The organism is Paenibacillus shunpengii (assembly GCF_042684905.1).
Taxonomy (GTDB): Bacteria; Bacillota; Bacilli; order Paenibacillales; family Paenibacillaceae; genus Paenibacillus; species Paenibacillus shunpengii.
The window spans coordinates 126,190-148,369 of the sequence record NZ_JBHUMJ010000003.1; the positions used below are offsets into that span (position 1 = coordinate 126,190).

Below are 22,180 nucleotides of genomic sequence, written 5' to 3' on the forward strand. Positions count from 1 at the left end.
GATTACACCCTTACTCTGTCCTTTTTTGCGTGGAAGAACGGATATTTCTGCACAATATAAGATAGAACAATACGAAATGGGGAGTTATGATGACAAGGTTCAAGGATGTATTCTCAATTATCGGACCGGCAATGACGGGACCGTCCAGCTCCCATACTGCAGGGGCTGTTAGACTTGGGCGTATCGCCAGGCAGTGGCTTGGAACGAGACCAGAAAAAGCAAAAATGATATTATACGGCTCATTTGCCGACACTTATACCGGACATGGAACAGATCTGGCGCTGATCAGTGGACTGATGAATATGGCTACCGATGATGAGCGGATACCGAATGCAGAGGAATGGGCTGAGAAGCTGGGAATGGAATATGAGTTTGTCACGAGTGGTCTTCCGGCGGCACATCCGAATACCGTCAAATTTGAGCTGTCTGCAGGCGAACGGGCTTGTACGATGGTGGGAGCCTCTATTGGTGGAGGAAACGTTACCGTCTCTTTATTGGATGATTTTCGTGTGCAGCTGACAGGTGATTTTCCTGCGGTGGTATTGAGACACTCGGACAAAGCCGGAGTCATCGCTTCGGTAACATCTGCGATAAGTGAGTCCGGTGTTAACATTGGCTTCATGCAGGTCGATCGTAAGGGCCGGGATGGGGAAGCACTGACAGCGATGGAGACAGACACGATACCGGCCTCTGACGTGCTCATCAGGCTGAAGTCTCTGCCTCATATTTATGATATCAAGGTCATTGATTTGAAGAAGGGGGACGATACGGATGCGGTTTAAGCACTTAAAGGATCTGAATGCAATCTGTACGGCAGAAGGCAAGACACTAGCTGAGCTGATGATTGAAGAACAGGTGAAGGAGACCGGAACACCAGAGGCTGAGGTTGTGAGGCAGATGTCGGATTACTATCAGGTCATGAAGCAGGCTGTGAATAAAGGGATGAACGAGGATACAACCTCGCGCAGTGGACTGACGGGTGGAGACGGCCAGCGGGTCCGCCATTATTTGCAGAACAATCAGAGCTGCTCGGGTGACGCCTCTACACTTGCTATGGCCTATGCGCTTGGTGTGTCGGAAGTGAATGCTTCCATGGGAAGAATTGTGGCAACGCCTACGGCGGGTTCGGCAGGCATCATTCCCGGTGTATTCGTAAGTGCACAGGAGCGTTTTGGCTGGGAAGATGAGCATATGGTTAATGGCTTATTCTCTGCTGGGGCCATTGGTTATGTCATTGCCAACAATTCCTTCATATCGGGTGCCGAGGGAGGATGTCAGGCAGAAGTCGGATCAGCGATCGGGATGGCAGCAGGGGCAATGGTTGAGCTGCGAGGCGGAACACCGGAGCAGGTCGTGCACGCGGTCGGCTTAGCTCTGAAAAATACACTTGGATTGATCTGCGATCCGGTGGCAGGGCTGGTTGAGATTCCGTGTATTGTACGAAACGGATTGGGGGCAGTTACAGCGCTTGCAGCTGCAGATATGGCCCTCGCAGGGGTGCGAAGCGCGATTCCTTCTGACGAAGTCATCGACGTCATGCTTGAGGTGGGGAGCGCAATGCCGAGTCGGCATCGGGAGACCGCACAGGGCGGACTTGCTCAGACGCCAACGGGCAAGAAGCTGACGAAACAGCTGGCAGATACGAAGAAGGAAAAAACCAAGCCTAAGAAAGCGGCAGATTGAGCGCAAATGCGAGGGAGCAACATTGTATATTGACCGGCATATTGTGCGAAGTTACTTGAAGTGCACCCCAATTCTTAGACACGATCTAACAATTGGAGGTGCACTTTTATTTTATGGCCAAATATACATGTGATCTAAAATTAAAAATTGTTCAGAACTTTGACTCGAGAGTTAATTCTCAATCAGAATATGCAAAGCAAGTAGGTGTTAACAAAGCACAATTTCAATACTGGTTGAAGTTGTACGACTTGCATGGAAGAACAAGGATTTGAAAACACCTATACAGACTGTTCTATTCGTTTTAACTAGACGTACTAAGCTACATGGTTCAATCAGGTGCGTCTTTAATGGATACTGCGGCTCTTTTTAAAATCTCTACGTATACAACGGTAAATCTTACAAGGGTACGATAGGTAAAATTGCACCCAATCATTTAGAACGTCAATTTACAGCTGATGCTCCAAACCAGAAGTGGGTAACGGATATTACGGAGTACAAATTATAAGGTGTGAAGCTTTATTTATCGCCTGTTTTAGACTTGTTTAACGGAGAAATTATATCTTATACAATCGGCACTAGACCAACCTATTCACTTGTTTCGGAGATGTTAGAGAAAGCTCTAGAATGCTTGCCGGAAAAGCACGAACTACTACTTCATTCAGATCAAGGATGGCACTATCAAATGAAACCTTATCGTCATGCGCTCCAAGAAAGAGGAATTAAACAAAGCATGTCTCGTAAAGGAAACTGTTACGATAATTCAGTGATGGAAAACTTCTTTGGTATCATGAAATCAGAACTCCTTACTATAAGGAATTTCGAAAGTGTAGAGCATTTTATACATGAGCTTGAAAAATATATGGATTACTATAATACTAAGCGAATGAAGTCAAAACTCAAAATGAGTCCGGTACAGTACGAAACTCATTTTGAGAAAGCTGCCTGATGAAATAACCGTGTCTAACTTTTAGGGGGCACTTCATCCAATCAAGGACCTTGGCTTTTATGTTATTTGAGTTTTTTAAGGAAGTAATTTCATCTTTTCTTCATACCATTATCTATCTATTTTTCCTCGGATTTGGCTCCACATGGTCACCATATCGATCCAGCCGCGATGCTCGGCAATTTTACCGTCCACGACACGATATTGACGGTACAACGTGACATCAATCATATGACCCGTGGCAGCAGTCCCAAAAAACATGCCTTCGTGCGTCCCTTTTACCGTCATTCTTACAAGTACCTTCTCTCCTTGACCAATGATTTCTTCCACGGTGTAGCGCTTATCGGGAAAGGCATCTAGAATCGTTGCAGCAAACTTTTGTAGACCCTCCTTGGATTGATAAGAGAGCTCTTGATAATCTTCGGACAGGAATTGATCCACTGCATCGAATTCACTCTCGTTCCAAAATGAATCAATAAATTGCTTTACCATCTCCACATTGTTTTGTTCCAGGGTATTCATACAATCATCTCCTTAGTGTTTTATTAGGTTATTTCGCCTGAATTTGAGGTAAAAGCGTTGCTGTGTCGAACCATCCGCGATGTTCGGCAATTTGCCCATTGATTACATGGAATTCGCGGAACTGTGTAACTTTCACGGTTTTGTCTGTAGGTGCGTTTCCTGCAAAATGGCCTGCATGTACTCCGGTCATGAATATTCTGGCAACCACTTTCTCTCCTTGGGCCAATATCTCATCCACGGTAAACTGCCGATCTGTAAATGCTTCCGTTATTTGTGCTGCAAAAAATTGGTCTGTCTTCTCCAATATGCTCTGATTGTCTAAATTCTCGATAAACGCAGTTACTGTTTCTATATTTTTTTGTTCTATCGTTTTCATGCTGCACATCTCCTTTTTATTTAACTTCGTTGTTTTTTTAATGAACAGGGAAATGGGAATACACTCAGCTAGGGCTTGAAATCCCGCATCGGAAGGATGAAGGTGATCGCCGAAATCATAGGCCGGAAGCAATTGTTCGGGTTGCTGTGGATCAGCAAGAGCCGCTTCGAAGTCCAGGATGCCGTCAAAGACTTCGTTGGTTCGGATCCAGCGGTTCACTTCTTGCCTGACGAGTTCCTTCTCATTGGAGTAGGTCGAAGCTCCGCCGAAAGGAGGGATTGTACCTGCGTAGATGCGAACTTCCTTCGCATGCAATTGCACTACCAGTTCCCTCATTCCATCAATTAACTGATCTGCGGTTGCATTTCCAAGCCCAATATCATTAATTCCTCCAAGAAAGATCACATCGGTAGTTCCTGAATGTGAACTTACATCGCGATCTAGACGGGAAAGTACACTTTCTCCACCGATTGGGAATCGAGCCTCAAGTCCATTTCTCAATACTTGATTACCAACGATTCCTGCATTGAGAACGGAGATAGGATAGGCGGGAATATGCCTCCGAAGCCGTGCAAAGAACAGATCGGGCCAAGATTGATTAGCGTCTGGAGTGGATGTGCTTCCTTCAGTGATGGAATCGCCGAGAGCGACTATAACTCGGAAATGCTCGCTGTGTATCAATACTTCCATGCCGGATAGCCAATAGTAAGAGTGAATTTTTTTTCGAAAAAATTCTGCACTATGATCGCAGGCATGGTTTCCTTCGGCTATATAGGTTGAATGGGAAGGTGAGAAATGCCATGTTGAGCTTCGGGTCACTTCCGAAATATAAATACTTATTGCTACGTCAACATCTTCATTAATTTCGAGATCAACAGGATCCGAAAGCACTTCTTCCCCTGCGGGAATATTGAAAGTGCTTTGATCGTTCAAGGTAACAGGGCGACTGGTCCCGGGCATCGTTTCCCCGCCCTTCGTGGATATAGCTGCGTTCACTGCGCAGAATACGGCTGGCTCAGAGCCGTAAAGATTGGAGAACTTCAACCGAATCTTGCAGCCACAGGCATGAGGATGTACGATCATTCGAATGGTCTGTTTCTCGAATCGCTCCTCGGCAAATGTTCCGTCATAGTATGTCTGACTCGCAAACCAGGTGGTCATCCATGTGCCTTCAGATTCATTCTGTTCTTTTATCAAGTTGGTGCCTCCTTAAATATGTTACCATTTAGTAACGTATTGATGAAAAAAAAGACGAGTTAGTGTTCCGCCCGAGCTGCTGCTCTAAGCTTTTGAGTCAGATCCACAAAGTGGTTGACTGCTTTTTGCACCCGTTCCTTCATTCCTTCATCCAGCGGAGCTCCATCGGAATCGAATGTATTCTGTCCATAGCCGATCGAGATCCACTCCGAACAATTAATCCCGTGTAAATTGCGTATAATGGCTTGCAAATGTGATAGCGAGCTGACTCCGAGCGGGCCTCCTGCGGAGCTTACCGACAGTACCGCCTTGCCTGCAACCTGGCTTGCGGTTATATAGTCCAAGGCGTTTTTAAGCGCTCCTGATACTGAGCCATGGTATTCAGGGGTAGCAATTATCAAACCGTCTCCCTCTTCAATTGCATTCAATACACGTTTAGCATCCGAATGAAAATCCCAGTTGTCTGGAGAAAAAAGAGGCAGCTGTATCTTCGATAAGTCAATGAAGTGAACTGATATGTCCTCTGCTTCCAACAGATACCCAACATAGCGAAGAAGATTCGTACTACTCGCATTTGTGCGATTGCTGCCCGCGATCAAGGTTACTTTCATCTCTAACATCACCTTTCCTAATTAAATAGTTGTGAGTGCAGGATATGGCTGTCTTAGACTGACAAACCCATCCGTTTGTGTTAATATGTGACTTATAGGTAACTTGTTATGCTTTTATAATACGTTACCAAGTGGTAACGTGTCAATCAATTTTTACCAAAAAATCTGGAAGGCGGTATTTAACTTGGAAAATGACATATTTAAAGCGCTCTCGGATCCTAGCCGCCGCTTGCTTTTAGACTTGCTCCACACCTCTGACGGGCAGGCGCTCGTTGATCTATGCGAACCGCTGGAGATGTCCCGATTCGGCGTTATGAAGCATCTGAAAATATTGGAGGAAGCCGGTCTCATCACCACCAGAAAAGTAGGACGTGAAAAGCTGCATTATTTAAACGCGGTGCCTATCCGTCATATTTATGAACGATGGGTGAGCAAATACGCAGAACCATGGGCAATGGGATTAACATCTCTTCAAAACGAATTGGAGTGTGAAATGAATATGGAAAAGAAACCTAGTCATGTAAATCGGATCGCGATTAAAGCTAAGCCCGAGCAAGTGTGGCAGTCTCTCACAGATCCGAAGAAGACATCGAAATTTTGGTTCAATTGTGCTGTTCGGTCCGCTTGGGAAGTCGAAGAAACCTTTGAATTGTGGAATGGAGAAGAGAAGAAAGCAGAAGGGATCATTCTCGAGATGGAGCCTCCCAAAAAGCTTGTGATGAGCTGGCGGTTTGTTTCTTTCCCGGGTACGGAAAGCGATACCCCATCGCGTATCACTTGGGAGATTGATCCGCATGCCGAGCTTGAGAATGTGACCCTTGTAACCGTGATCCATGATGAATTCGAGCAGGCTGGGCACACGGCAAAGATTCTTGAGAACGGGCTGCCCATTGTGCTTTCGGGTATGAAGACACTGCTTGAGACTGGGAAGATGCTCAGTGAAAAATAATGACTAGGAAATCATCAGCTTCTAAAGAAGTGACTCATTAAAATGACGTTATGAAGGGGGGATCATTTCTAATAAAGAAGCCAAGACGAATGTGCAGGAAAAGTGATCATGTGATTCCCTGTTTCGTCTTGGCTTTTTTATATTTTGGAATTATAGAATCAATTTCATAATGCCTTGAGTTATGAAATTGATTCTATTAACCTTGGTTAAATATTTCACTGAGCAGCTTGATCGAATGCAATCTTGCCTGATGATCATAGATCGGGCTGGTTACTATGAACTCATTAGCGCCGGTTTGCTTCAGCATTTGATTCAATTGATCACGGACACTGTCCTTATCTCCCATGACAGAATAGCGGAGCTGTCCTTTCACAATAGCTTTCTCTTGCATATTCCAGTCCAGTTCGTCAACGGGAGGCTGCATGAGACCGAAGCGCCCACGGATCATATTGAGGAACTGCTTCTGATGTGAAGTCGCAAGCTTATGGGCTTCCGCATCTGTCTCTGCCACAAAAGCGTTCAGAGCGACCATGGCATAAGGCTCCTCCAGCACTTCTGAAGGCTGGAAGTTGTTATAGTAGTAATCCAGCGCAGGCAGCAGATAGTCTGGAGCGAAATGGCTGGCAAAAGAAAACGGGAGACCTTTGCGTGCCGCGAGCTCAGCACTGAAGCCGCTTGACCCGAGCAGCCAGATCGGGATATCGAGTCCACGTCCTGGATATGCATGCACCTGCATTGATGAGGTCGACGTCGGCTTGAAATAATGCTGCAGCTCCTCAAGGCGCTGCGGGAAATCCTGACCGTCACTTCCTGGTCCGCGGCGAAGGGCGCGAGATGTCAGTTGGTCAGAACCTGGAGCGCGTCCAAGGCCAAGATCAATACGTCCCGGATACAGAGATTCAAGTGTACCAAATTGCTCTGCAATAACGAGAGGGGCATGGTTCGGCAGCATAATACCGCCAGAGCCGACACGAATACGCTTCGTCCCGCCTGCAATATGTCCGATGACTACAGAAGTTGCGGAGCTTGCAATCCCCGGCATATTATGATGCTCGGCAAGCCAGAAACGGTTATATCCAAGCTCGTCTGCATGCTGAGCCAGCTCAAGGGAGTTCTTCAGCGCACTGCTGATGTTGGACCCTTCTGTTACTGTGGCCAGATCCAGAATGGAGAAGGGAATCTCCTCTAATTTCTTATGGGTTGTAGATTCAGTAGTCATTGATTTGTAGTAAGCCTCCTTGTAGTTATGATGTATCGTTAATCTTTCGAGATAAGGCACAAAAAGAATAGCATTTCCATTATATCATAAATTATAGATATGTGGATTTTGTCTGGATTCATATTAGTTATGTGTAAGATAGGGCTCTGGCATGCATGTAAAAAAGCCGGCTCCATATAGCGGAGCCGGCTTGTCTATCACAAATAGAATTCAGTTCATCAAGAAGAATTAAATGATAGTGTATCCGCCGTCAATCGGTACCATAGCACCGTTCATGAATTTGGCCTCATCAGAAGCGAGGAATACAGCTAGATCAGCAACTTCTTGGGCTTGACCGAAGCGATCCAATGGAATCTTGTCGGTAGGACGAGTCTTGAGCATCTCTTCTGTCATTGGAGTAGAGATTGTACCCGGGCAAATCGCATTGATCTTAATATTGTGCTTGCCATACACTGCCGCGAGGTGCTTCGTATAACCAATCACTCCATGCTTGGATGCAGTATAGGCTGCGCCTCCCATCTGGGCAACGAGTCCAGCAATAGAAGCAATATTCACGATGGTTCCTTGTTTACGTTCGATCATATGAGGCAGTACTAGATTGGAAATACGGAAGATGGCTTTGAGATTAATATCGAACATTAAGTCCCATTGTTCTTCAGTCGTTTCCAGACTGTTCGTATACTTGTCAAAGATCCCTGCGTTGTTAACAACGATGTCAATCTGACCGAAGGTATTCTTCGTATATTCAACCATATTCGAGAGATCTTCCAGCACAGTGACGTTCACTTTGACCGCTGCGGCTTGACCGCCGTTCTCTTTAATTTGCGCTGCGACTTGCTCTGCTCCTTCGAGGTTCATATCGGCTACGATGACTTTAGCGCCTTCTCTAGCAAATGCAAGCGCTTCCGCTTTACCCATACCGGAGGCTGATCCGGTAATGATTGCGACTTTATTTTGTAATCTCATTATAATTACCCCCTGTAAAGTGGATGAATGTAACTAACTCTTACAGGTTTAATTATAGACTTCTCTTATATAATATCTAATACATATTTAGACATAATTCTATAACCTTAAAGTTATAAACAAGATTTCGAGTAATTCTAGGTTTGATGGTAATACGTAGAGACGATGTTGCGAAAAAAATCAACCGTAAACTGCCGGAATTCCACGGCCGCTTTGGTAAGATAATGTTCCTTGTTCCAAGCAATACCGATGGTACGCTTACAGTTCGGGTTGCTGATCCGAAGCTGGACCGTATTCGGACCCCACTTGTTCAGTAGAGATAATTGAGGCGTAAAAGAGATGCCTGCACCGAGCTCTACCAATCGCAGGATCGCCCCTGCCTCCTCCAGTTCAATTGAAGTGTTCGCTGTAAATCCAGCCTGACTGCAGAAGTGATCACATAGATCCCGAAATTCATATCCAATAAAACGATTAATAAAGATCTCATCCTTGACTTCTTCGAGAGAAATGCTGTTGCGGTCTGCAAAGGGGTGGTTGCTCGGAACGGAGAGGAAAATCTCCTCTTCAAGCAGCGGCATCCATTCGATATGACCTCCAAATATAGGGCTGGAGGAAATGCATATGTCCATACTGCCTTGTTCAAGCGGGCCCCTCATATCTTTTGAATGAATTTGATATTGCTTGATTTCGACCTTGGGGTGGAGCTTCAAGAAATCAGTCAGCAGAAAGGGCAAAATATGCGGCAACGAAATGCCAACCGATATGATGCCATTATCGAGACCGGACATATCGCGAATTTGGCGCTGACCTTCTTCAATCTCTTGAAAGATACGATCGACTCGTACAAGAAACGAACTCCCGAAATTATTGAGTCTGATTTGTCTGCCTTCCCGATGGAAGAGTGGTGCTCCGAGTCCTTCTTCAAGGCGGGCAATGGTTTTGCTTAGTGCAGGCTGAGAAACATTGAGTTCCTGAGCTGCCTTCGTCATGTGTTCACAGCGGGCGGTAACTTGAAAGTAGCGAAGCTGCTGAAGTTCCATATCGTTGTAACCTGCTTTCTATAATTGATAACCTCAATGGAATGATTTTATTAATAAATATGTATTATACATTGTTATTATATTCTTATAAGATAGGGGAAGAAAGAGCGATGTCACAATTCCGTCAATTTTATGATGTGTATATAGGGACAATTTAATGAATCGAGAAGTCATGGCCAACGACCCTACAGGGGATTTCTTATTGTAATAGTTGCTTCTATAAGTTGTGACGCCTCTTTGAGTAAACGCTTTCAAAAAATGAGTTGAAAAAAGAGAAAGGGGATGTTATGCATGTCATCTCAACCCAAACAGTTTAACCGATGGGCTGTTTTTGCAGCAGCTTGGATTATTATATTCTGTGTATCCTCTGTAGCCATCTACAGTGTATTTTCGGATCCGATGACCAAAGCTCATGGATGGGCCACATCAGATTACAACTTGGCTTATTCCTTGTACACCTTGATTTTTGCTTTGATTGCTATTTATGCAGGAGGAATAACGGATAAATATGGCGCTAGAGTGTTAATGTATGTAGGGGGTGTACTATTCGGACTTGGTTGGTTTCTTACTGGTTATGTCCAAAGTATTCCGATGTTCTATGTAACCTTTAGCTTGATTGCCGGTGGAGGAGCAGGACTGATGTACAACTCCGCCCTTGTTACAGCGGTCCGTTGGTTCCCCGATAAGGGTGGGAAAATTTCCGGTCTATTATTGTCCAGTGCGGCAATTGGTCCGTTTATTCTGTCACCGGTTTCTGCAACGTTGATTGAACGGATGGGGGTTGTATCATCCTATCAGATCCTGGGGATATTCTATACCATTGCGATTCTCCTTACGGGGTGGTTGTTAGTCTCTCCGCCTGCGGATTACAGACCTAAGGGCTGGAATCCGGATCAATCCACCTCCGGCAGCACTTCAACGGGCACGGTGATGAATTATAACTGGAAGGAAATGCTGAAATCACCGCTGTTCTATCTGCTCTTCTTAACGCTGGTCAGCGCAAGTACAGCGGGTACCATGATGGTCAGCTCGGCTTCCATTATAGCTCAGGACCAGATTGGATTAACAGCTGCAGCAGGTGCAATCATTGTCAGCATCAGTACGCTTGCCAACTTTGTTGGTAGACTCAGCTTTGGCGTCATTTACGATAAATTTGGTGACTACGCCGCATTGCTTGTAAGTCTGCTCATGACCATTGCGGCACTTCTATTGATGACGGTAGCTAAGGATTATACATTCTTTGCAATCTGTATCATATTGCTTGGTTTTTCCTTTGGGGGTTTACTTGTTGTGTTCCCTCCACTGACGAGCAAGTCGTTTGGACCTAAGAATCTGGGTATCAATTATGCGATCGTGTTTGTTGGTTATTCCGGCGGTTCATTTGTGGGCCCGCGGATTGCCTCCTACTATAAAGAAACGACAGGAGCATTTACAAGTGCATACGTATCGGCTGCAGTGCTCACCGCTATCGGAATTATGCTCGTCGGCGTCATTATGTATATGAATAAAAAAAGACTGGAGAAATCAGCGATTTAAAGACGTCTCCGAACTCCAGATCGGGGATAGCAAAGGGAGCAGCTCTCGTGGTATTAACCATGAGTGCTGCTCCTCTTGTTAATTTAAATTTTAGATAAACAAATTAATTCCGGATTGATCGGCTTGTCCCAAATAGTACCCGACACCGCCGATCTTCACCCCATCGATCAGCTCTTCGTGCTTGATGCCCATTACATCCATCGACATCTGGCAAGCGACAAGCTCAACACCCTGAGAAACTGCGGTGTCCATCAGCTCTTCCAGCGAGGAGATGTTGCTTCGCTTCATCACACTGCGAATCATCTTGGAGCCTGCACCCAGCATGTTCATACGAGAGAGGCCAAGCTTCCGGCTTCCTCTTGGCATCATCATTCCGAACATGCGCCCCATGAAGTTCTTCTTCACATCCACCGGCTCGGTTTTCCGAAGAATATTCAGTCCCCAGAAGGTGAAGAACAGGGTAACCTTCTTGCCGCTTGCTGCAGCACCGTTTGCAATAATGAAGGAAGCGATCGCTTTATCCAGATCGCCGCTGAATACGACCATGGTAGTGCCTTCCGGTCTTGCGAAGGCTTGGGACTCATTTTGCAGTGAAAGCACAGCAGCTTGTTGCTTAACGCCATCCTTTTTCAGATGTGCGCTTATTTCTCCGTTCGGCTGTTTAATTACGGACAGTACTTCATGACCCGACATACGGGCAAAGGATTGTACATCTTCATAAAAGCCGGGGTCGGTAGCGGTAATATGCAGGATCTGTCCTGCTGCAAGCCCATCCATCGCTTGCTTCGCTTCCACAAGAGGCCCAGGACAGGACAAGCCGCATGCATCCAGCTTCATATTTGCATGGATAGGCATACCTTCTGGTATGGAGCTTTCCTTCTCGACCACCGGAACGGAGGCAGGGGATGCGGTCACAGCGGAGCCGGAACGTGATTCTGTTCCTGATCCTTTTTCCTTAGCTGGAGATTCAGGCTTTTGTCCGATTTCAGTGGAAGCTTCCTTTCTGTCCGGCTTTTTTGGCTCAAATTTGTTCATCATATAGGTTTTATATCCTCCTGTCAGGTTGCGGACCCGATATCCGTGCTGCTGCAGAATACGGGCTGATGTGTATCCGCGCAGCCCCACCTGGCAATACACCCAGATTTCTTTATTTCGATCCAGCTCAGATAATCGATCTCTCAGCTCATCGACCGGAATATTAACCGAATCAGGGATGTGACCGTTCTGATGCTCGAGCTCTGATCTGACATCGACGAGCAGTGTCGTGTCCGGATTTCGGTTCTGCAAGTCTTCGCTCACATATACCGTCGTTTTCCCGGTTACCACATTCTCGGCAACATATCCAAGCATATTGACGGGATCCTTGGCAGATGAGAAGGGCGGGGCATAAGCAAGATCCAGCTCGGTTAAGTCGGTGACCGTCCCTCCAAAATGCAGCACAGCTGCAATATCATCTATCCGTTTATCTACTCCTGTACGCCCGACAGCTGAAGCCCCCAGAATCTTACCCTCGGAATCAAAGAGCAGCTTCATCGTAAGGGGAGTTGCGCCAGGGTAATATGCGGCATGTGCATTCGGATGAATGTAAACTGCATGATATGCTAGCCCAAGTAATTTCAACGTTTTCTCACTTAGCCCGGTTTGGGCTCCTGTCACATCAAACACTTTAATAATAGAGGTTCCTTGAGATACGCTGTATGTTGTGCTTAGACCTGCAATGCGGTCAGCCGCAATTCTTCCCTGCTTATTTGCCGGTCCGGCAAGAGGGATAGCTGTCTTTCCGTTACCCGCATGAATCTCGACAGCGTCTCCTACGGCATAGACCCCTTCCACGTTGGTCTCAAGTGCTTCGTTCACCTGGATATGACCGCGCGCTCCCAGCTTGATGCCGCTTCCTGTCAGGAAGCCTGTATCCGGTGCAACCCCTACAGCAAGAATAACGATATCGCTATGCAGCGTCTGTCCGCTCTCCAGTAACGCTTCAACTTGAACGCCATGCTCCTTAAACGACCGCACCTTATCATTAAGGATCAGCTGTACACCTTGCTCTTCCATTTCCTTCGCCAGCATCCCTGCCATTTCCGGGTCAAAGGAATTCATAATCTGCGGTCCAGATTGCACGAGTGTCACTTCAAGGCCAGCCAGCTTCAGGTTCTCAGCCATCTCCACACCGATATATCCTCCGCCGATAACAATCGCAGAGCGGGTGTCTGGCGAGATGACCTGCTGCTTAATCCGATCGGTGTCCGGAATGTTGCGTACGGAATAGATATGCGGAAGATCAATGCCTGGCAGCTCCGGACGAATGGGTCTGGCTCCGGGTGAGAGCACAAGTGCATCGTAGGTCTCCTCGTAGGTTCCATGCTCCAAGCTTCTAACCGTTACCTTTTTGGCGTCAGGATCAATGGAGATGACTTCACTTCGAGTGCGAATATCCAGATTAAAACGCTTCGTCATCGCTTCCGGTGTTTGAACAATCAGTTTGGAGCGGTCCTGAATCGTATTTCCGATGTAGTAGGGAAGTCCGCAATTGGCAAATGAGATGTACTCGTCCCGTTCGAACATGATGATATGTGCTGTTTCATCCAGCCGCCGCAGCCGTGCAGCAGCAGAAGCGCCGCCAGCAACGCCGCCGACAATAATTACCTTTTTACTCATTTCTCTTCCTCCTGAAAAAATACTTCGATAATCCCTTTAACTCGGGGATCTTTTACGGAATAAGTCACTTCGAGTCCATGCCGTTCAGCCTCGACAATGCCCAGGCTCCGCAGCTTCTGCAGATGCTGGGATACGGTCGATTGAGGAAGCTCCAGACATTCCTGCATGTAGCTGACGTTACAGCTGCCCTTCTGAAGCAGTCCCCTTAAAATACATAGCCGAACCGGATGGGCCAGCGCCTTCAGACATTCGGCCATTTCGTTATATATTTTGATATTATTATCCACTGATAACAGCCTCCTCTTAAGAACTTCAAGGTGATGGGTAATAAACGAATCGTTATGAAAACTTAAAATTATGATTCATTTGTTATTATAAATCATTATATTGTAATATTACGATATAGTGATATATAAATCAACCGTAAGCTCCATTTGCATAAAAAAGCCAGATGCTGCTTCCCTGGGAAAGTAAATCACAAGGAAGGATAACATCCGGCTGTGTGTACTTATACAGATTTCAGAACCGCATAACCGAATGGAGGGAGCTCCATGTTCAGCTTACCGTTCGTAACCGGCCATTCATTACCGGACAGGAGATCGAGGTAAGAGGCTCCATCCACCTGAACAGCGAAGGATTCTGGATCCTCGGAAGTGCTGGTCAATATAACGATGGTTTCATTCTCGTCTTTCCGTGCGTAGGCCAGCTTCTTGCCGTCCTGCTCAGCTTCAAGGAAGTGAACACTGCCAGTACGAAGGGCAGGATGAGATTTGCGCAATTCAATCAGATGCTGATAGTAAGTGAACAGCTCACGGTCCTGTTTGGATTCATCCCATTCCATACATTTGCGGCAGCCCGGGTCGTGTTCTCCATCCATCCCGATCTCATCTCCATAGTAAATACAAGGAGTACCGATATAAGTGAACTGGAAGAGGGCGGCCAGCTTCATTTTGCGTTTGTCTCCCTTGCTCAAGGTGAGCAGGCGGGGGGTATCGTGGCTATCCAGAAGGTTGAAGGCTACCTCTGTCGCTTGAAGCGAGTAACGGGATAGCTGCCGCCCGATCGAATTGGCAAAATGATAAGCGTCAATCTCATCCTTGATGAAGAAGTCAACGACTGCATTGGTAAACGGATAGTTCATAGCCGCATCGAATTGATCCCCTTGCAGCCATGGGGAAGCATCATTCCACACTTCTCCAAGGATGTAGGCATCCGGATTTACCTTTTTGACGGTGTGACGGAATTCTCTCCAAAATTCATGATCTACCTCATTCGCCACATCAAGACGCCAGCCGTCTACTCCGATCTCCTTAATCCAGTACTCCGCCACATTCAGAAGATATTCCTTGACCTCAGGATTCTCGGTGTTCAGCTTCGGCATGAGCGGCTCAAAAGAGAACGTTTCATAGCTTGGAATGCCGTCAACGACTTCAATCGGGAAGCTGCGAATATAGAACCAATCCTTGTATTTGGACTGCTCGCCATTCTTCTGCAGATCAACGAAGGGCTTGAATGTACGGCCGGAATGGTTAAACACCGCATCAAGCAGTACTCGGATACCGCGCTTATGGCACTGCTTCACCAGCTTCTTCAATGTGTCGGCATCGCCAAAGTGCGGGTCAATCCGCATATAATCCTCGGTGTCATACTTGTGGTTGGTGGTCGCTTCAAAGATCGGAGTAAAATAAATGGCTGTAATTCCGAGCTCGCTCAAATAATCCAGGTGATCAATGACCCCTTGAAGATCGCCTCCAAAAAAGTTATCACGCTCAGGCTTGCCGCCCCAAGGCAGTACATTCTCCGGATCATTACTCTTGTCACCGTTGGCAAAACGCTCCGGGAAGATCTGATAAAATATAGCGTCCTTCACCCAAGCCGGCGGGGTAAATACATCCACTCCATTTATATACGGGAATTCAAACATACGGTCCGGATTGTCAGGCTCTTCCTCGAGAAAGTTATTCTCATCCATCCATATGCTCTCTTCCCCATCTTCCAGCAGGAAGGCGTAGCGCAGGCGACGGTAAGGCGGCTGTACTTCACAGCTGAAATAGTCGAACATGGAATCGGAGGTCATCTTGCTAAGGGGTATGTATTTTTTAGTTCGCTCCCAGTCGTATTTATCTCCGGTTATAATGGAGACCTTATGAACGTCATCTCTTTTGGTGCGAATCCGAATGATAATGGTATCCTTGTCATAAGCACAGGACCACTGCTGTTTAGGGTGATGATAAATGGCTTCTAATTGCATAGTATTAATCCTCCTTTGTATATTTCCACATAATAAGATGAATGGAATGAGGGCCATAGTGTTAAGGTGAGATACCGGTTCTGTCCTGATCATAAAAAACAAAAGGCACAACCAAAGAGAGATAATGTTCTCCGAGGTTGTACCTGTACTGGATTCATCACAGATATCATGGCCTTTTAATTGTGAGTTAAAATGCGTGAAGTTATACTGGGTTGTAGAACTTTGCAGCAGATTAGCTTCAATTTGTAATATACCATGCAGATCCTGGTTTCTGCAATGAAGCGCGTACATAATTTATAAATGAGGTGTTACTGGAATGACAACACTGCTCTATATTGAGGATGATATCGAAATTGGGAATTTGGTAAGGGCCGATCTTGAGGACCGGGGTTATGATGTGCTCTGGTTAAAGAGCGGAGAGAAGGCTGTCTCCATGGCACGTGAAGCGCATCTGGCCATTCTCGATGTCATGCTGCCCGGACTTGATGGCTTCACGGTTGGCCAGCGGCTTAAGAAGGAGCTTCCGGAGCTGCCAATCTTGATGCTCTCTGCACGTACGTCCATTGATGACAAGCTGCAGGGACTCGAATTTGCTGATGATTATTTGACCAAGCCCTTTCATCCGGATGAGCTGGCAGCCAGAGTAGAGGTGCTGCTTCGGCGGAATGGCCAGGCGCTGCCCCGTTTAGAGCATATCGTGCTCCATCATCTGAATGTCTATATGGACGAACAGCGAATCATCGATACGTCAGCGAATGAAGAAATCGTGCTCACCGGCAAGCAGTTTCATATTTTTAATTACTTGCTGAGACATCTGGGACAGATCAAAACAAAAGAGCAGATCTATGAATCCGTATGGGGTGAGCCTTATATGGAAGGAGACAAGACGCTTATGGTCCATATTCGTCATCTGCGAGAGAAGCTGGAGCAGGATCCCGCTGAACCCCAAATTATTGAGACGATCAGGGGTGTAGGCTACCGGGTGAAGGCATGAGATATAGGATGAGACAAGACCTAAGAGAAGGCGAGGAGAACAAACGGGGGCTTCGCCAACGCAATGGGAGAATTCATTTTAAAAATTCACTGATGTCGCGTTATCTGCTGATCGTCATTATTGCGATGGTGTTCCTGCCGATTGCCTTTATGTCAACAGGGCTTCTCTTCGGTGTTCTGTATCCTTTTGTCCATTCGGCTAAGGACGATAATCTGCCTTACGGCAGCTCCATTCAGATCGAAACGGACTGGCATGAAGAAGCGAAGAAGCTCAGCGGATTGCCGGAGGACAGCGTTAGGTCGAGGCTGGCAGAGCTTGGCGAGCATTATAAGGAATCGACGATTCTTTGGGTGGATGATACGGGTATGACCAGCTTCAAGAAGCCGGACACCCTGCAGGTTCAGTCCCGCTGGAAGCCTTCTGATGCTGTGGAATATATGAAGAATGCACAAGGCAACACGGAAGTCTATACTGTCGTAGCCTTTATCGGAGGCGGGCAGGAGGATCTGGGTGAAGGATTTATATCCCTCGCGCTGCCAAGGGATGTGCTGAGCCGCTCTTCTGACACGGGAGGCTGGGCCATCTATAACACGCTCGCTATGATCATCATTTTAGGGCTGTTTATGCTCATTTCCTGGTCATTCTTCCGGCGCATCAGCAAGCGACTGACAAGGCTTGAGGTCGCGGTATCGACGCCTGGCGCTGACGGTATTCCGCTGCCGGTAGAAGTCAGACAGCCCGACGAAATTGGACAGCTCGAGAAGTCATTCAATGGGATGGTGCATCAGCTGAGAGACAGCAGGGGGAGACAGCAGGAGGAGGAGCAGCTGCGTAAAAATTTGATCGCTGACCTGTCGCATGATCTAGGAACGCCGCTGACTGTCGTGCGCGGGCATCTGCATGCGCTTCATAAAGAGCCGCTCACAGCAATTGGACAGGAATCGCTCCACCGAATTGAGGGGAAGATTGACGACCTGGGGGGACTGATCGACAACCTGCTGTCCTATAACTTACTGTCGAGCGGAAAGTATACGATGAAGCTGCAGCAAGCGGATGTCGTCCGCATTGTAAGAGAGAGCACAGCAGCTTGGTATCCATTATGGGAATCCGCTGAATTTACCATCGATATTGAGCTCAGCGAGCAGCCATTGATATGGAATGTGGATATTCAAGGCTTCCGCCGCGTACTGGACAATCTGTTTCAGAATATAATGCGTCATGCCAAATCAGGCAGGTATGTGAGAGTTGCAACAGCACAGCATCTTGGGGAGACTTGCATTGTGATTGAGGATCATGGACCTGGCATAAGCGGAGATTCTGCATCAGCTGGTGCAGGAATCGGACTTCGAATCGTGGATCTGCTGCTTGAAGGAATGGAGCTCTCGCGGGAGGCAGAAAGCTCTGCACGGGGGACAAGCATCACGATTGGGCCCCGCTTCCGCGATCCCCGTGATAAGTACAATTTAAACAAAACTTAAACTTCGTGCCTACCTCACCTTAAACCGGGAGCGTTATGATAGTTCCCGAGGTGATAAACAAATGAATGAATGGATGATTGAAACAGCTGATGTGTGGAAGACATACCGCGGCAAGGCAGCGGTCAAAGAGCTCAGCTTGCAAATAAAGAAAGGTGAAATTTACGGCTTCCTGGGACCGAACGGCGCTGGAAAAACAACGATGATTCGGATGCTGCTCGGTCTTATTAAACCGACGAAGGGATATATCCGTATCTTCGGCAAGGATATCCGTAACCACCGGATGGAAATTCTCCGGAAGGTGGGTTCCCTGGTCGAGTATCCATCCTACTATGGCCATTTGAATGCTATTCAAAATTTGGAGACAAGCCGTCTCCTGCTGGATGTACCGAAATCGAGAATCGACGAAGTACTGCGTATTGTCGATCTGACGAAGGATGCCAAGCGGCCGGTGAAGGGGTACTCTCTCGGAATGAAGCAGAGGCTCGGTATTGCAAATGCGCTGCTTGGTAATCCTGAGCTGCTCATCCTGGATGAACCGACAAATGGTCTTGATCCTTCAGGAATTCAGGAGATTCGTGAGCTCATCAAACGAATGCCGCAGGAATACGGCATTACCGTACTTGTCTCCAGCCACTTGCTTAGCGAAGTGGAGCAGATGGCAAGCACCGTCGGTATTATTCGCGAAGGACAGCTCGTATTTCAGAATACGATTGAGCGGCTGCACCAGGAAGCTGGAAGCACGATTCGTCTCACCGTATCTGATGCTGAAGCTGCTCTGCAAATTGCCAGAGAGCTGGGACAATGGGGTCAAGTCGAAGGAGCGAGGCTTACGTTTAACCATATGGACGATCATCTCATTGCCGCGCTGGTCCGCCGATTGGTGGAGCAGGATCACAGCATATACCGGGTTGAGGAGCATAGGCAGTCGCTGGAGGACTTCTTCCTAGAAGTGGTTGGAGGGGTCGTTAAATGATGATGCGGCTGTTTCATAGTGATCTTCTCAAGATACGTAAAAAAGGCTTGTGGTTTCTCGTCTTTCTGGCTCCCATTGGTCTGGTTGCGATGAATGCCCTTAATTTCGGACTTCGTCTGGATTATTTACAGGGATTGTACGGTGAAGAGGGGATGTGGGATGGACTACTCTACAATTTTGAACCTTTTGTGCCGCTTGCCATTCTTCTTGGCGCTACCATCCTGAGCTCCATGCTGGCAGGGATAGAGTATCAGCAGGGCTCCTGGAAGCAGCTGCTTGCTCTTCCCGTATCCAGATGGAAGGTGTATTGTTCCAAGTTTTCAGTCATTTTTCTGCTGCTATTGTGCTCTTGTGCACTGCTGTATATCGGCATCGTTCTGCTTGGACTGTCCCTTGGATTCAATATGCATATTCCCTGGCTGGAGCTGCTGAAGCTATGCTTCCTTCCGCTTGCGGCGTCTTCGCCGATGATTGCATTACTGTTTATGCTGACGATGACGTATGAGAATCAGGCCTTGTCTGTGACCATCGGGATTACACTTGCCATCATGGGCTTGTTTAGTGCCCAGCTTCCCGAATTTGTGCCGCTCTCCTGGCCAATGTTCAGTATTATGCTGCCAGATGGAGAGATGCTGGCTTTGTTTGGACTAGGTCTTGGGGCAGTACTGCTTCTAGCCGGAATGTCGTTATTCGGTAAAAAGGAGGTGGCCTGACCATGAGTGCATACTTTCGTCTATTATCTGCGGAAAGACTTAAAATCATGAAATCGTGGGTTTGGCTGCTGGTGCTCGTCAGTCCAGCCATTGCTCTGCTGCTAGGATTTATTGCGGAGCCAGTCAGCTATTGGGATCTAATGGCTTCCCAGGCAACCTTTCATGCGATGCTGTTTCTACCTATTTTCACAGGGGTATTCGCTTCTTTTATCTGCAGATTTGAGCATGCGGCGGGTGGATGGAAGCAGGTATTGGTACTGCCGGTAAGCCGTTTCACCTTCTATGCAGCCAAGCTGACGGTGATTATGTTGTTAATCCTGATCATCCAGCTGCTTCTATTGCTCAGTTTGCTTGCGGCAGGAGCTTATCATGGAATGGGTAACGATATTCCTTGGGGAATGCTACTCCAGAGTATAGGAGCAGGGTGGATCGCTGCACTGCCTCTGGCAGCGCTGCAGCTGCTCGTCTCCTTGATGTGGAGCAGCTTTGGTGCGCCGCTCGGCATTAATTTTATGTTGACGATACCAAACCTGCTGATCGTGAACTCCAGCGACATTGCACCGTATTATCCGTGGGCGCAGCCCTTCCTGCTGATGATGCCGAGAGAAGAATTCAGTTTCGGGGCGTTTATGGTACCGTTGTCGACCATATTGCCTGTAGTACTCGGGAGTGCGCTTCTGTTTATACTCCTTGGCGCGATGTACTTTAGACAGAAGGAAATCTGACTCTACGGTGGTGTGCTCCTCCAAGCGCTGCTGGAATTCCTGGAAGAGATTTGGATCCGCTTCTGATATGAATACAGAAATGAATTGATGATAAGCTGAATACCCAAACAGGGCTGCTCCCGCTATGAAACAATGGAGAGGCAGCCCTGTATTCATATTTGATAAGTCTCTTCACCGCTTCAAATCGAGGGCATCAGCGCATTGCGATATCGTCGATCGTTAAGTTGTTGATGTTGTTTCTAAGAATGTGGCAAGAGTGCTTGAACTTGACCATTTCTTCCTGGCTTAGGTTTAATTCCAGCAGCTCCTTAATTCCGTCGCTGCCAATAATGGCTGGCACCCCGATGCACAAGTCACTCTCGCCGTACTCACCGTCAAGAATTGCGGACACCGCTATAATCTTATGATCATCTGTTAGAATGGAACGGGTAATAAAAGCGATGGCGCTGCCGATGCCAAATTGGGTAGAGCCTTTGCGGGTGAAGATCTCCCAGCCCGCATCTCGGGTCTTTCGTGCAATATCCTCAAGATCCAGTGTCTTGAATCTTTCTTTATGCTGCTCAAGAATGTGCAGGATCGGCTTTCCTCCAATCGTGACATGAGACCAGGCGACAAATTGAGATTCTCCATGCTCGCCGAGCGCATAGCCGTGAACACTGCGCGGATCAATGGAGAACACTTCCGACAGAATGGTCTTGAGCCGCGAAGAATCGATGGATGTGCCTGTGCCGATGACCTGATTCCGCGGCAGTCCTGACAGCTTCCATACCAGATACGTAATAATATCTACCGGATTCGCCGCTACGACAAATACACCGTTAAAGCCGCTTTCCATAATAGGCTGAACGATATCTTTCGTTATAATCTCTGCTTCACTCAGAATATCAAGCCGGGTCTGACCTGGTTTGACATTGGCTCCTGCGGTCAGGACAATGACATCCATGTCCTTGCAGTCCGCATATGTTCCGGCATGGACCTTGGTGCGCTGATACGTAAAATCCATGCTGTGGGACAAGTCGAGCGCTTGCCCGAGAGCCTTCTCATATGTTCGGCCAATGAGCATGATTTCTCCAGCGATCGCCTGATTAATCATGGAATAAGCTGCGCTTGATCCGACAAGCCCCGCTCCAACAATCGCCACTTTTCCTGTTCGGTTTCGCATAACCTGCTTGCCCCCTGTCTCCATATCGTTATCGGTCTATCATCTATAAATGTATTGTATGCATATGTCTATTCAACGTTACATAAGATAACATAATTTTCTCCTAAACAGCAATGGAAATTCGGATTACCCAGAGAATCAAGTGAACATTTATTACAAATAAGTGACGTGTGATGAAACTGCT

At 47.1% G+C, this 22,180-nt stretch carries 19 protein-coding genes and 1 pseudogene; 10 read left to right on the forward strand and 10 right to left on the reverse strand.

The window, feature by feature from the left end; translation table 11 throughout:
* The first annotated feature begins 86 nt into the window (after positions 1 to 86).
* The 3 genes and pseudogenes from sdaAB to ACFSVM_RS14990 all read left to right on the forward strand — a co-directional run.
* Positions 87 to 782 (forward strand): L-serine ammonia-lyase, iron-sulfur-dependent subunit beta, encoded by a 696-nt coding sequence (sdaAB, locus tag ACFSVM_RS14980; RefSeq protein WP_256209805.1) that lies wholly within the window; start codon positions 87 to 89, stop codon positions 780 to 782.
* Positions 772 to 1,683, forward strand: a complete 912-nt coding sequence (gene sdaAA / locus ACFSVM_RS14985; protein ID WP_379263119.1) for an L-serine ammonia-lyase, iron-sulfur-dependent, subunit alpha — start codon at positions 772 to 774, stop codon at positions 1,681 to 1,683. The genes sdaAB and sdaAA overlap by 11 nt, the downstream gene beginning before the upstream one ends.
* Positions 1,684 to 2,074: 391 nt before the next feature.
* Positions 2,075 to 2,629 (forward strand): annotated as a pseudogene (locus ACFSVM_RS14990) (IS3 family transposase); the annotation flags it as partial.
* A 108-nt stretch (positions 2,630 to 2,737) separates the two neighbouring features.
* On the opposite strand, the gene ACFSVM_RS14995 reads toward ACFSVM_RS14990, so the two are convergent.
* The 3 genes from ACFSVM_RS14995 to ACFSVM_RS15005 are packed head-to-tail and all read right to left on the reverse strand — an operon-like array spanning position 2,738 to position 5,332.
* The gene (locus ACFSVM_RS14995) at positions 2,738 to 3,148 is read right to left on the reverse strand and encodes an ester cyclase (RefSeq protein ID WP_379263121.1); all 411 of its coding nucleotides are present in this window, start codon (positions 3,146 to 3,148) and stop codon (positions 2,738 to 2,740) included.
* Positions 3,149 to 3,176: 28 nt separating this feature from the next.
* Positions 3,177 to 4,721 carry a GDSL-type esterase/lipase family protein gene (locus ACFSVM_RS15000; RefSeq protein ID WP_379263123.1) on the reverse strand — a complete coding sequence of 515 codons (1,545 nt, stop codon included), beginning with the start codon at positions 4,719 to 4,721 and terminating at the stop codon, positions 3,177 to 3,179.
* A 59-nt stretch (positions 4,722 to 4,780) separates the two neighbouring features.
* Positions 4,781 to 5,332, reverse strand: a complete 552-nt coding sequence (locus ACFSVM_RS15005) for an NADPH-dependent FMN reductase (protein ID WP_379263125.1) — start codon at positions 5,330 to 5,332, stop codon at positions 4,781 to 4,783.
* Positions 5,333 to 5,516: 184 nt separating this feature from the next.
* Here ACFSVM_RS15005 and ACFSVM_RS15010 point away from each other — a divergent pair, with 184 nt between their 5' ends.
* Positions 5,517 to 6,281 carry an ArsR/SmtB family transcription factor gene (locus ACFSVM_RS15010; RefSeq protein WP_379263126.1) on the forward strand — a complete coding sequence of 255 codons (765 nt, stop codon included), beginning with the start codon at positions 5,517 to 5,519 and terminating at the stop codon, positions 6,279 to 6,281.
* Between the two features lie 196 nt (positions 6,282 to 6,477).
* On the opposite strand, the gene ACFSVM_RS15015 is transcribed toward ACFSVM_RS15010, so the two are convergent.
* From ACFSVM_RS15015 to ACFSVM_RS15025, 3 genes are all read right to left on the reverse strand, one after another.
* On the reverse strand, positions 6,478 to 7,500 hold the full coding sequence (locus ACFSVM_RS15015) for an LLM class flavin-dependent oxidoreductase (protein ID WP_379263128.1): 1,023 nt from the start codon (positions 7,498 to 7,500) through the stop codon (positions 6,478 to 6,480).
* Between the two features lie 228 nt (positions 7,501 to 7,728).
* The gene (locus ACFSVM_RS15020) at positions 7,729 to 8,466 is read right to left on the reverse strand and encodes an SDR family NAD(P)-dependent oxidoreductase (protein WP_379263130.1); all 738 of its coding nucleotides are present in this window, start codon (positions 8,464 to 8,466) and stop codon (positions 7,729 to 7,731) included.
* Between the two features lie 137 nt (positions 8,467 to 8,603).
* Positions 8,604 to 9,506 (reverse strand): LysR family transcriptional regulator, encoded by a 903-nt coding sequence (locus ACFSVM_RS15025; protein WP_090725787.1) that lies wholly within the window; start codon positions 9,504 to 9,506, stop codon positions 8,604 to 8,606.
* Positions 9,507 to 9,797: 291 nt separating this feature from the next.
* Here ACFSVM_RS15025 and ACFSVM_RS15030 point away from each other — a divergent pair, with 291 nt between their 5' ends.
* A complete protein-coding gene (locus tag ACFSVM_RS15030; RefSeq protein ID WP_076314844.1) occupies positions 9,798 to 11,042 on the forward strand; it encodes an L-lactate MFS transporter in 1,245 nt (414 codons plus the stop codon).
* 90 nt (positions 11,043 to 11,132) lie between these two features.
* Here ACFSVM_RS15030 and ACFSVM_RS15035 read toward each other — a convergent pair whose 3' ends face one another.
* The 3 genes from ACFSVM_RS15035 to ACFSVM_RS15045 all read right to left on the reverse strand — a co-directional run bounded on the left by ACFSVM_RS15035 (position 11,133) and on the right by ACFSVM_RS15045 (position 15,951).
* Positions 11,133 to 13,700, reverse strand: coding sequence for an FAD-dependent oxidoreductase (locus ACFSVM_RS15035; RefSeq protein WP_090725785.1), 2,568 nt, complete (start codon positions 13,698 to 13,700; stop codon positions 11,133 to 11,135).
* A complete protein-coding gene (locus ACFSVM_RS15040) occupies positions 13,697 to 13,987 on the reverse strand; it encodes an ArsR/SmtB family transcription factor (protein ID WP_090725784.1) in 291 nt (96 codons plus the stop codon). The genes ACFSVM_RS15035 and ACFSVM_RS15040 overlap by 4 nt, the downstream gene beginning before the upstream one ends.
* 221 nt (positions 13,988 to 14,208) lie before the next feature.
* Entirely contained in the window at positions 14,209 to 15,951 is a 1,743-nt protein-coding gene (locus ACFSVM_RS15045) for an alpha-glycosidase (protein WP_090725782.1), read from the reverse strand.
* 316 nt (positions 15,952 to 16,267) lie between these two features.
* On the opposite strand from ACFSVM_RS15045, the gene ACFSVM_RS15050 reads away from it, so the two are divergent.
* From ACFSVM_RS15050 to ACFSVM_RS15070, 5 genes are all read left to right on the forward strand, one after another.
* Positions 16,268 to 16,945, forward strand: coding sequence for a response regulator transcription factor (locus ACFSVM_RS15050; protein WP_076314840.1), 678 nt, complete (start codon positions 16,268 to 16,270; stop codon positions 16,943 to 16,945).
* An 8-nt stretch (positions 16,946 to 16,953) separates the two neighbouring features.
* A complete protein-coding gene (locus ACFSVM_RS15055) occupies positions 16,954 to 18,423 on the forward strand; it encodes a HAMP domain-containing sensor histidine kinase (protein ID WP_256209804.1) in 1,470 nt (489 codons plus the stop codon).
* A 61-nt stretch (positions 18,424 to 18,484) separates the two neighbouring features.
* Positions 18,485 to 19,396, forward strand: a complete 912-nt coding sequence (locus ACFSVM_RS15060) for an ABC transporter ATP-binding protein (RefSeq protein ID WP_076314839.1) — start codon at positions 18,485 to 18,487, stop codon at positions 19,394 to 19,396.
* Complete coding sequence (locus ACFSVM_RS15065; RefSeq protein ID WP_076314838.1) at positions 19,393 to 20,109, forward strand: ABC transporter permease; 717 nt, start codon at positions 19,393 to 19,395, stop codon at positions 20,107 to 20,109. The genes ACFSVM_RS15060 and ACFSVM_RS15065 overlap by 4 nt, the downstream gene beginning before the upstream one ends.
* A gap of 2 nt (positions 20,110 to 20,111) precedes the next feature.
* Positions 20,112 to 20,834 (forward strand): ABC transporter permease, encoded by a 723-nt coding sequence (locus tag ACFSVM_RS15070; RefSeq protein ID WP_076314837.1) that lies wholly within the window; start codon positions 20,112 to 20,114, stop codon positions 20,832 to 20,834.
* A 193-nt stretch (positions 20,835 to 21,027) separates the two neighbouring features.
* Here the strand turns inward: ACFSVM_RS15070 and ACFSVM_RS15075 are convergent, their stop codons facing one another.
* A complete protein-coding gene (locus ACFSVM_RS15075) occupies positions 21,028 to 21,996 on the reverse strand; it encodes an L-lactate dehydrogenase (RefSeq protein WP_076314836.1) in 969 nt (322 codons plus the stop codon).
* Between the last annotated feature and the right edge of the window lie 184 nt (positions 21,997 to 22,180).

Excerpts from the sequence above, each read along its gene's own strand:
- sdaAB (WP_256209805.1), top strand. The coding sequence starts at position 87 with ATGATGACAAGGTTCAAGGATGTATTCTCAATTATCGGACCGGCAATG.
- sdaAA (WP_379263119.1), top strand. The coding sequence starts at position 772 with ATGCGGTTTAAGCACTTAAAGGATCTGAATGCAATCTGTACGGCAGAA.
- ACFSVM_RS14995 (WP_379263121.1), bottom strand. The coding sequence starts at position 3,148 with ATGAATACCCTGGAACAAAACAATGTGGAGATGGTAAAGCAATTTATT.
- ACFSVM_RS15005 (WP_379263125.1), bottom strand. The coding sequence starts at position 5,332 with ATGAAAGTAACCTTGATCGCGGGCAGCAATCGCACAAATGCGAGTAGT.
- ACFSVM_RS15015 (WP_379263128.1), bottom strand. The coding sequence starts at position 7,500 with ATGACTACTGAATCTACAACCCATAAGAAATTAGAGGAGATTCCCTTC.
- ACFSVM_RS15020 (WP_379263130.1), bottom strand. The coding sequence starts at position 8,466 with ATGAGATTACAAAATAAAGTCGCAATCATTACCGGATCAGCCTCCGGT.
- ACFSVM_RS15025 (WP_090725787.1), bottom strand. The coding sequence starts at position 9,506 with ATGGAACTTCAGCAGCTTCGCTACTTTCAAGTTACCGCCCGCTGTGAA.
- ACFSVM_RS15030 (WP_076314844.1), top strand. The coding sequence starts at position 9,798 with ATGTCATCTCAACCCAAACAGTTTAACCGATGGGCTGTTTTTGCAGCA.
- ACFSVM_RS15035 (WP_090725785.1), bottom strand. The coding sequence starts at position 13,700 with ATGAGTAAAAAGGTAATTATTGTCGGCGGCGTTGCTGGCGGCGCTTCT.
- ACFSVM_RS15045 (WP_090725782.1), bottom strand. The coding sequence starts at position 15,951 with ATGCAATTAGAAGCCATTTATCATCACCCTAAACAGCAGTGGTCCTGT.
- ACFSVM_RS15050 (WP_076314840.1), top strand. The coding sequence starts at position 16,268 with ATGACAACACTGCTCTATATTGAGGATGATATCGAAATTGGGAATTTG.
- ACFSVM_RS15055 (WP_256209804.1), top strand. The coding sequence starts at position 16,954 with ATGAGACAAGACCTAAGAGAAGGCGAGGAGAACAAACGGGGGCTTCGC.
- ACFSVM_RS15060 (WP_076314839.1), top strand. The coding sequence starts at position 18,485 with ATGAATGAATGGATGATTGAAACAGCTGATGTGTGGAAGACATACCGC.
- ACFSVM_RS15065 (WP_076314838.1), top strand. The coding sequence starts at position 19,393 with ATGATGATGCGGCTGTTTCATAGTGATCTTCTCAAGATACGTAAAAAA.
- ACFSVM_RS15070 (WP_076314837.1), top strand. The coding sequence starts at position 20,112 with ATGAGTGCATACTTTCGTCTATTATCTGCGGAAAGACTTAAAATCATG.
- ACFSVM_RS15075 (WP_076314836.1), bottom strand. The coding sequence starts at position 21,996 with ATGCGAAACCGAACAGGAAAAGTGGCGATTGTTGGAGCGGGGCTTGTC.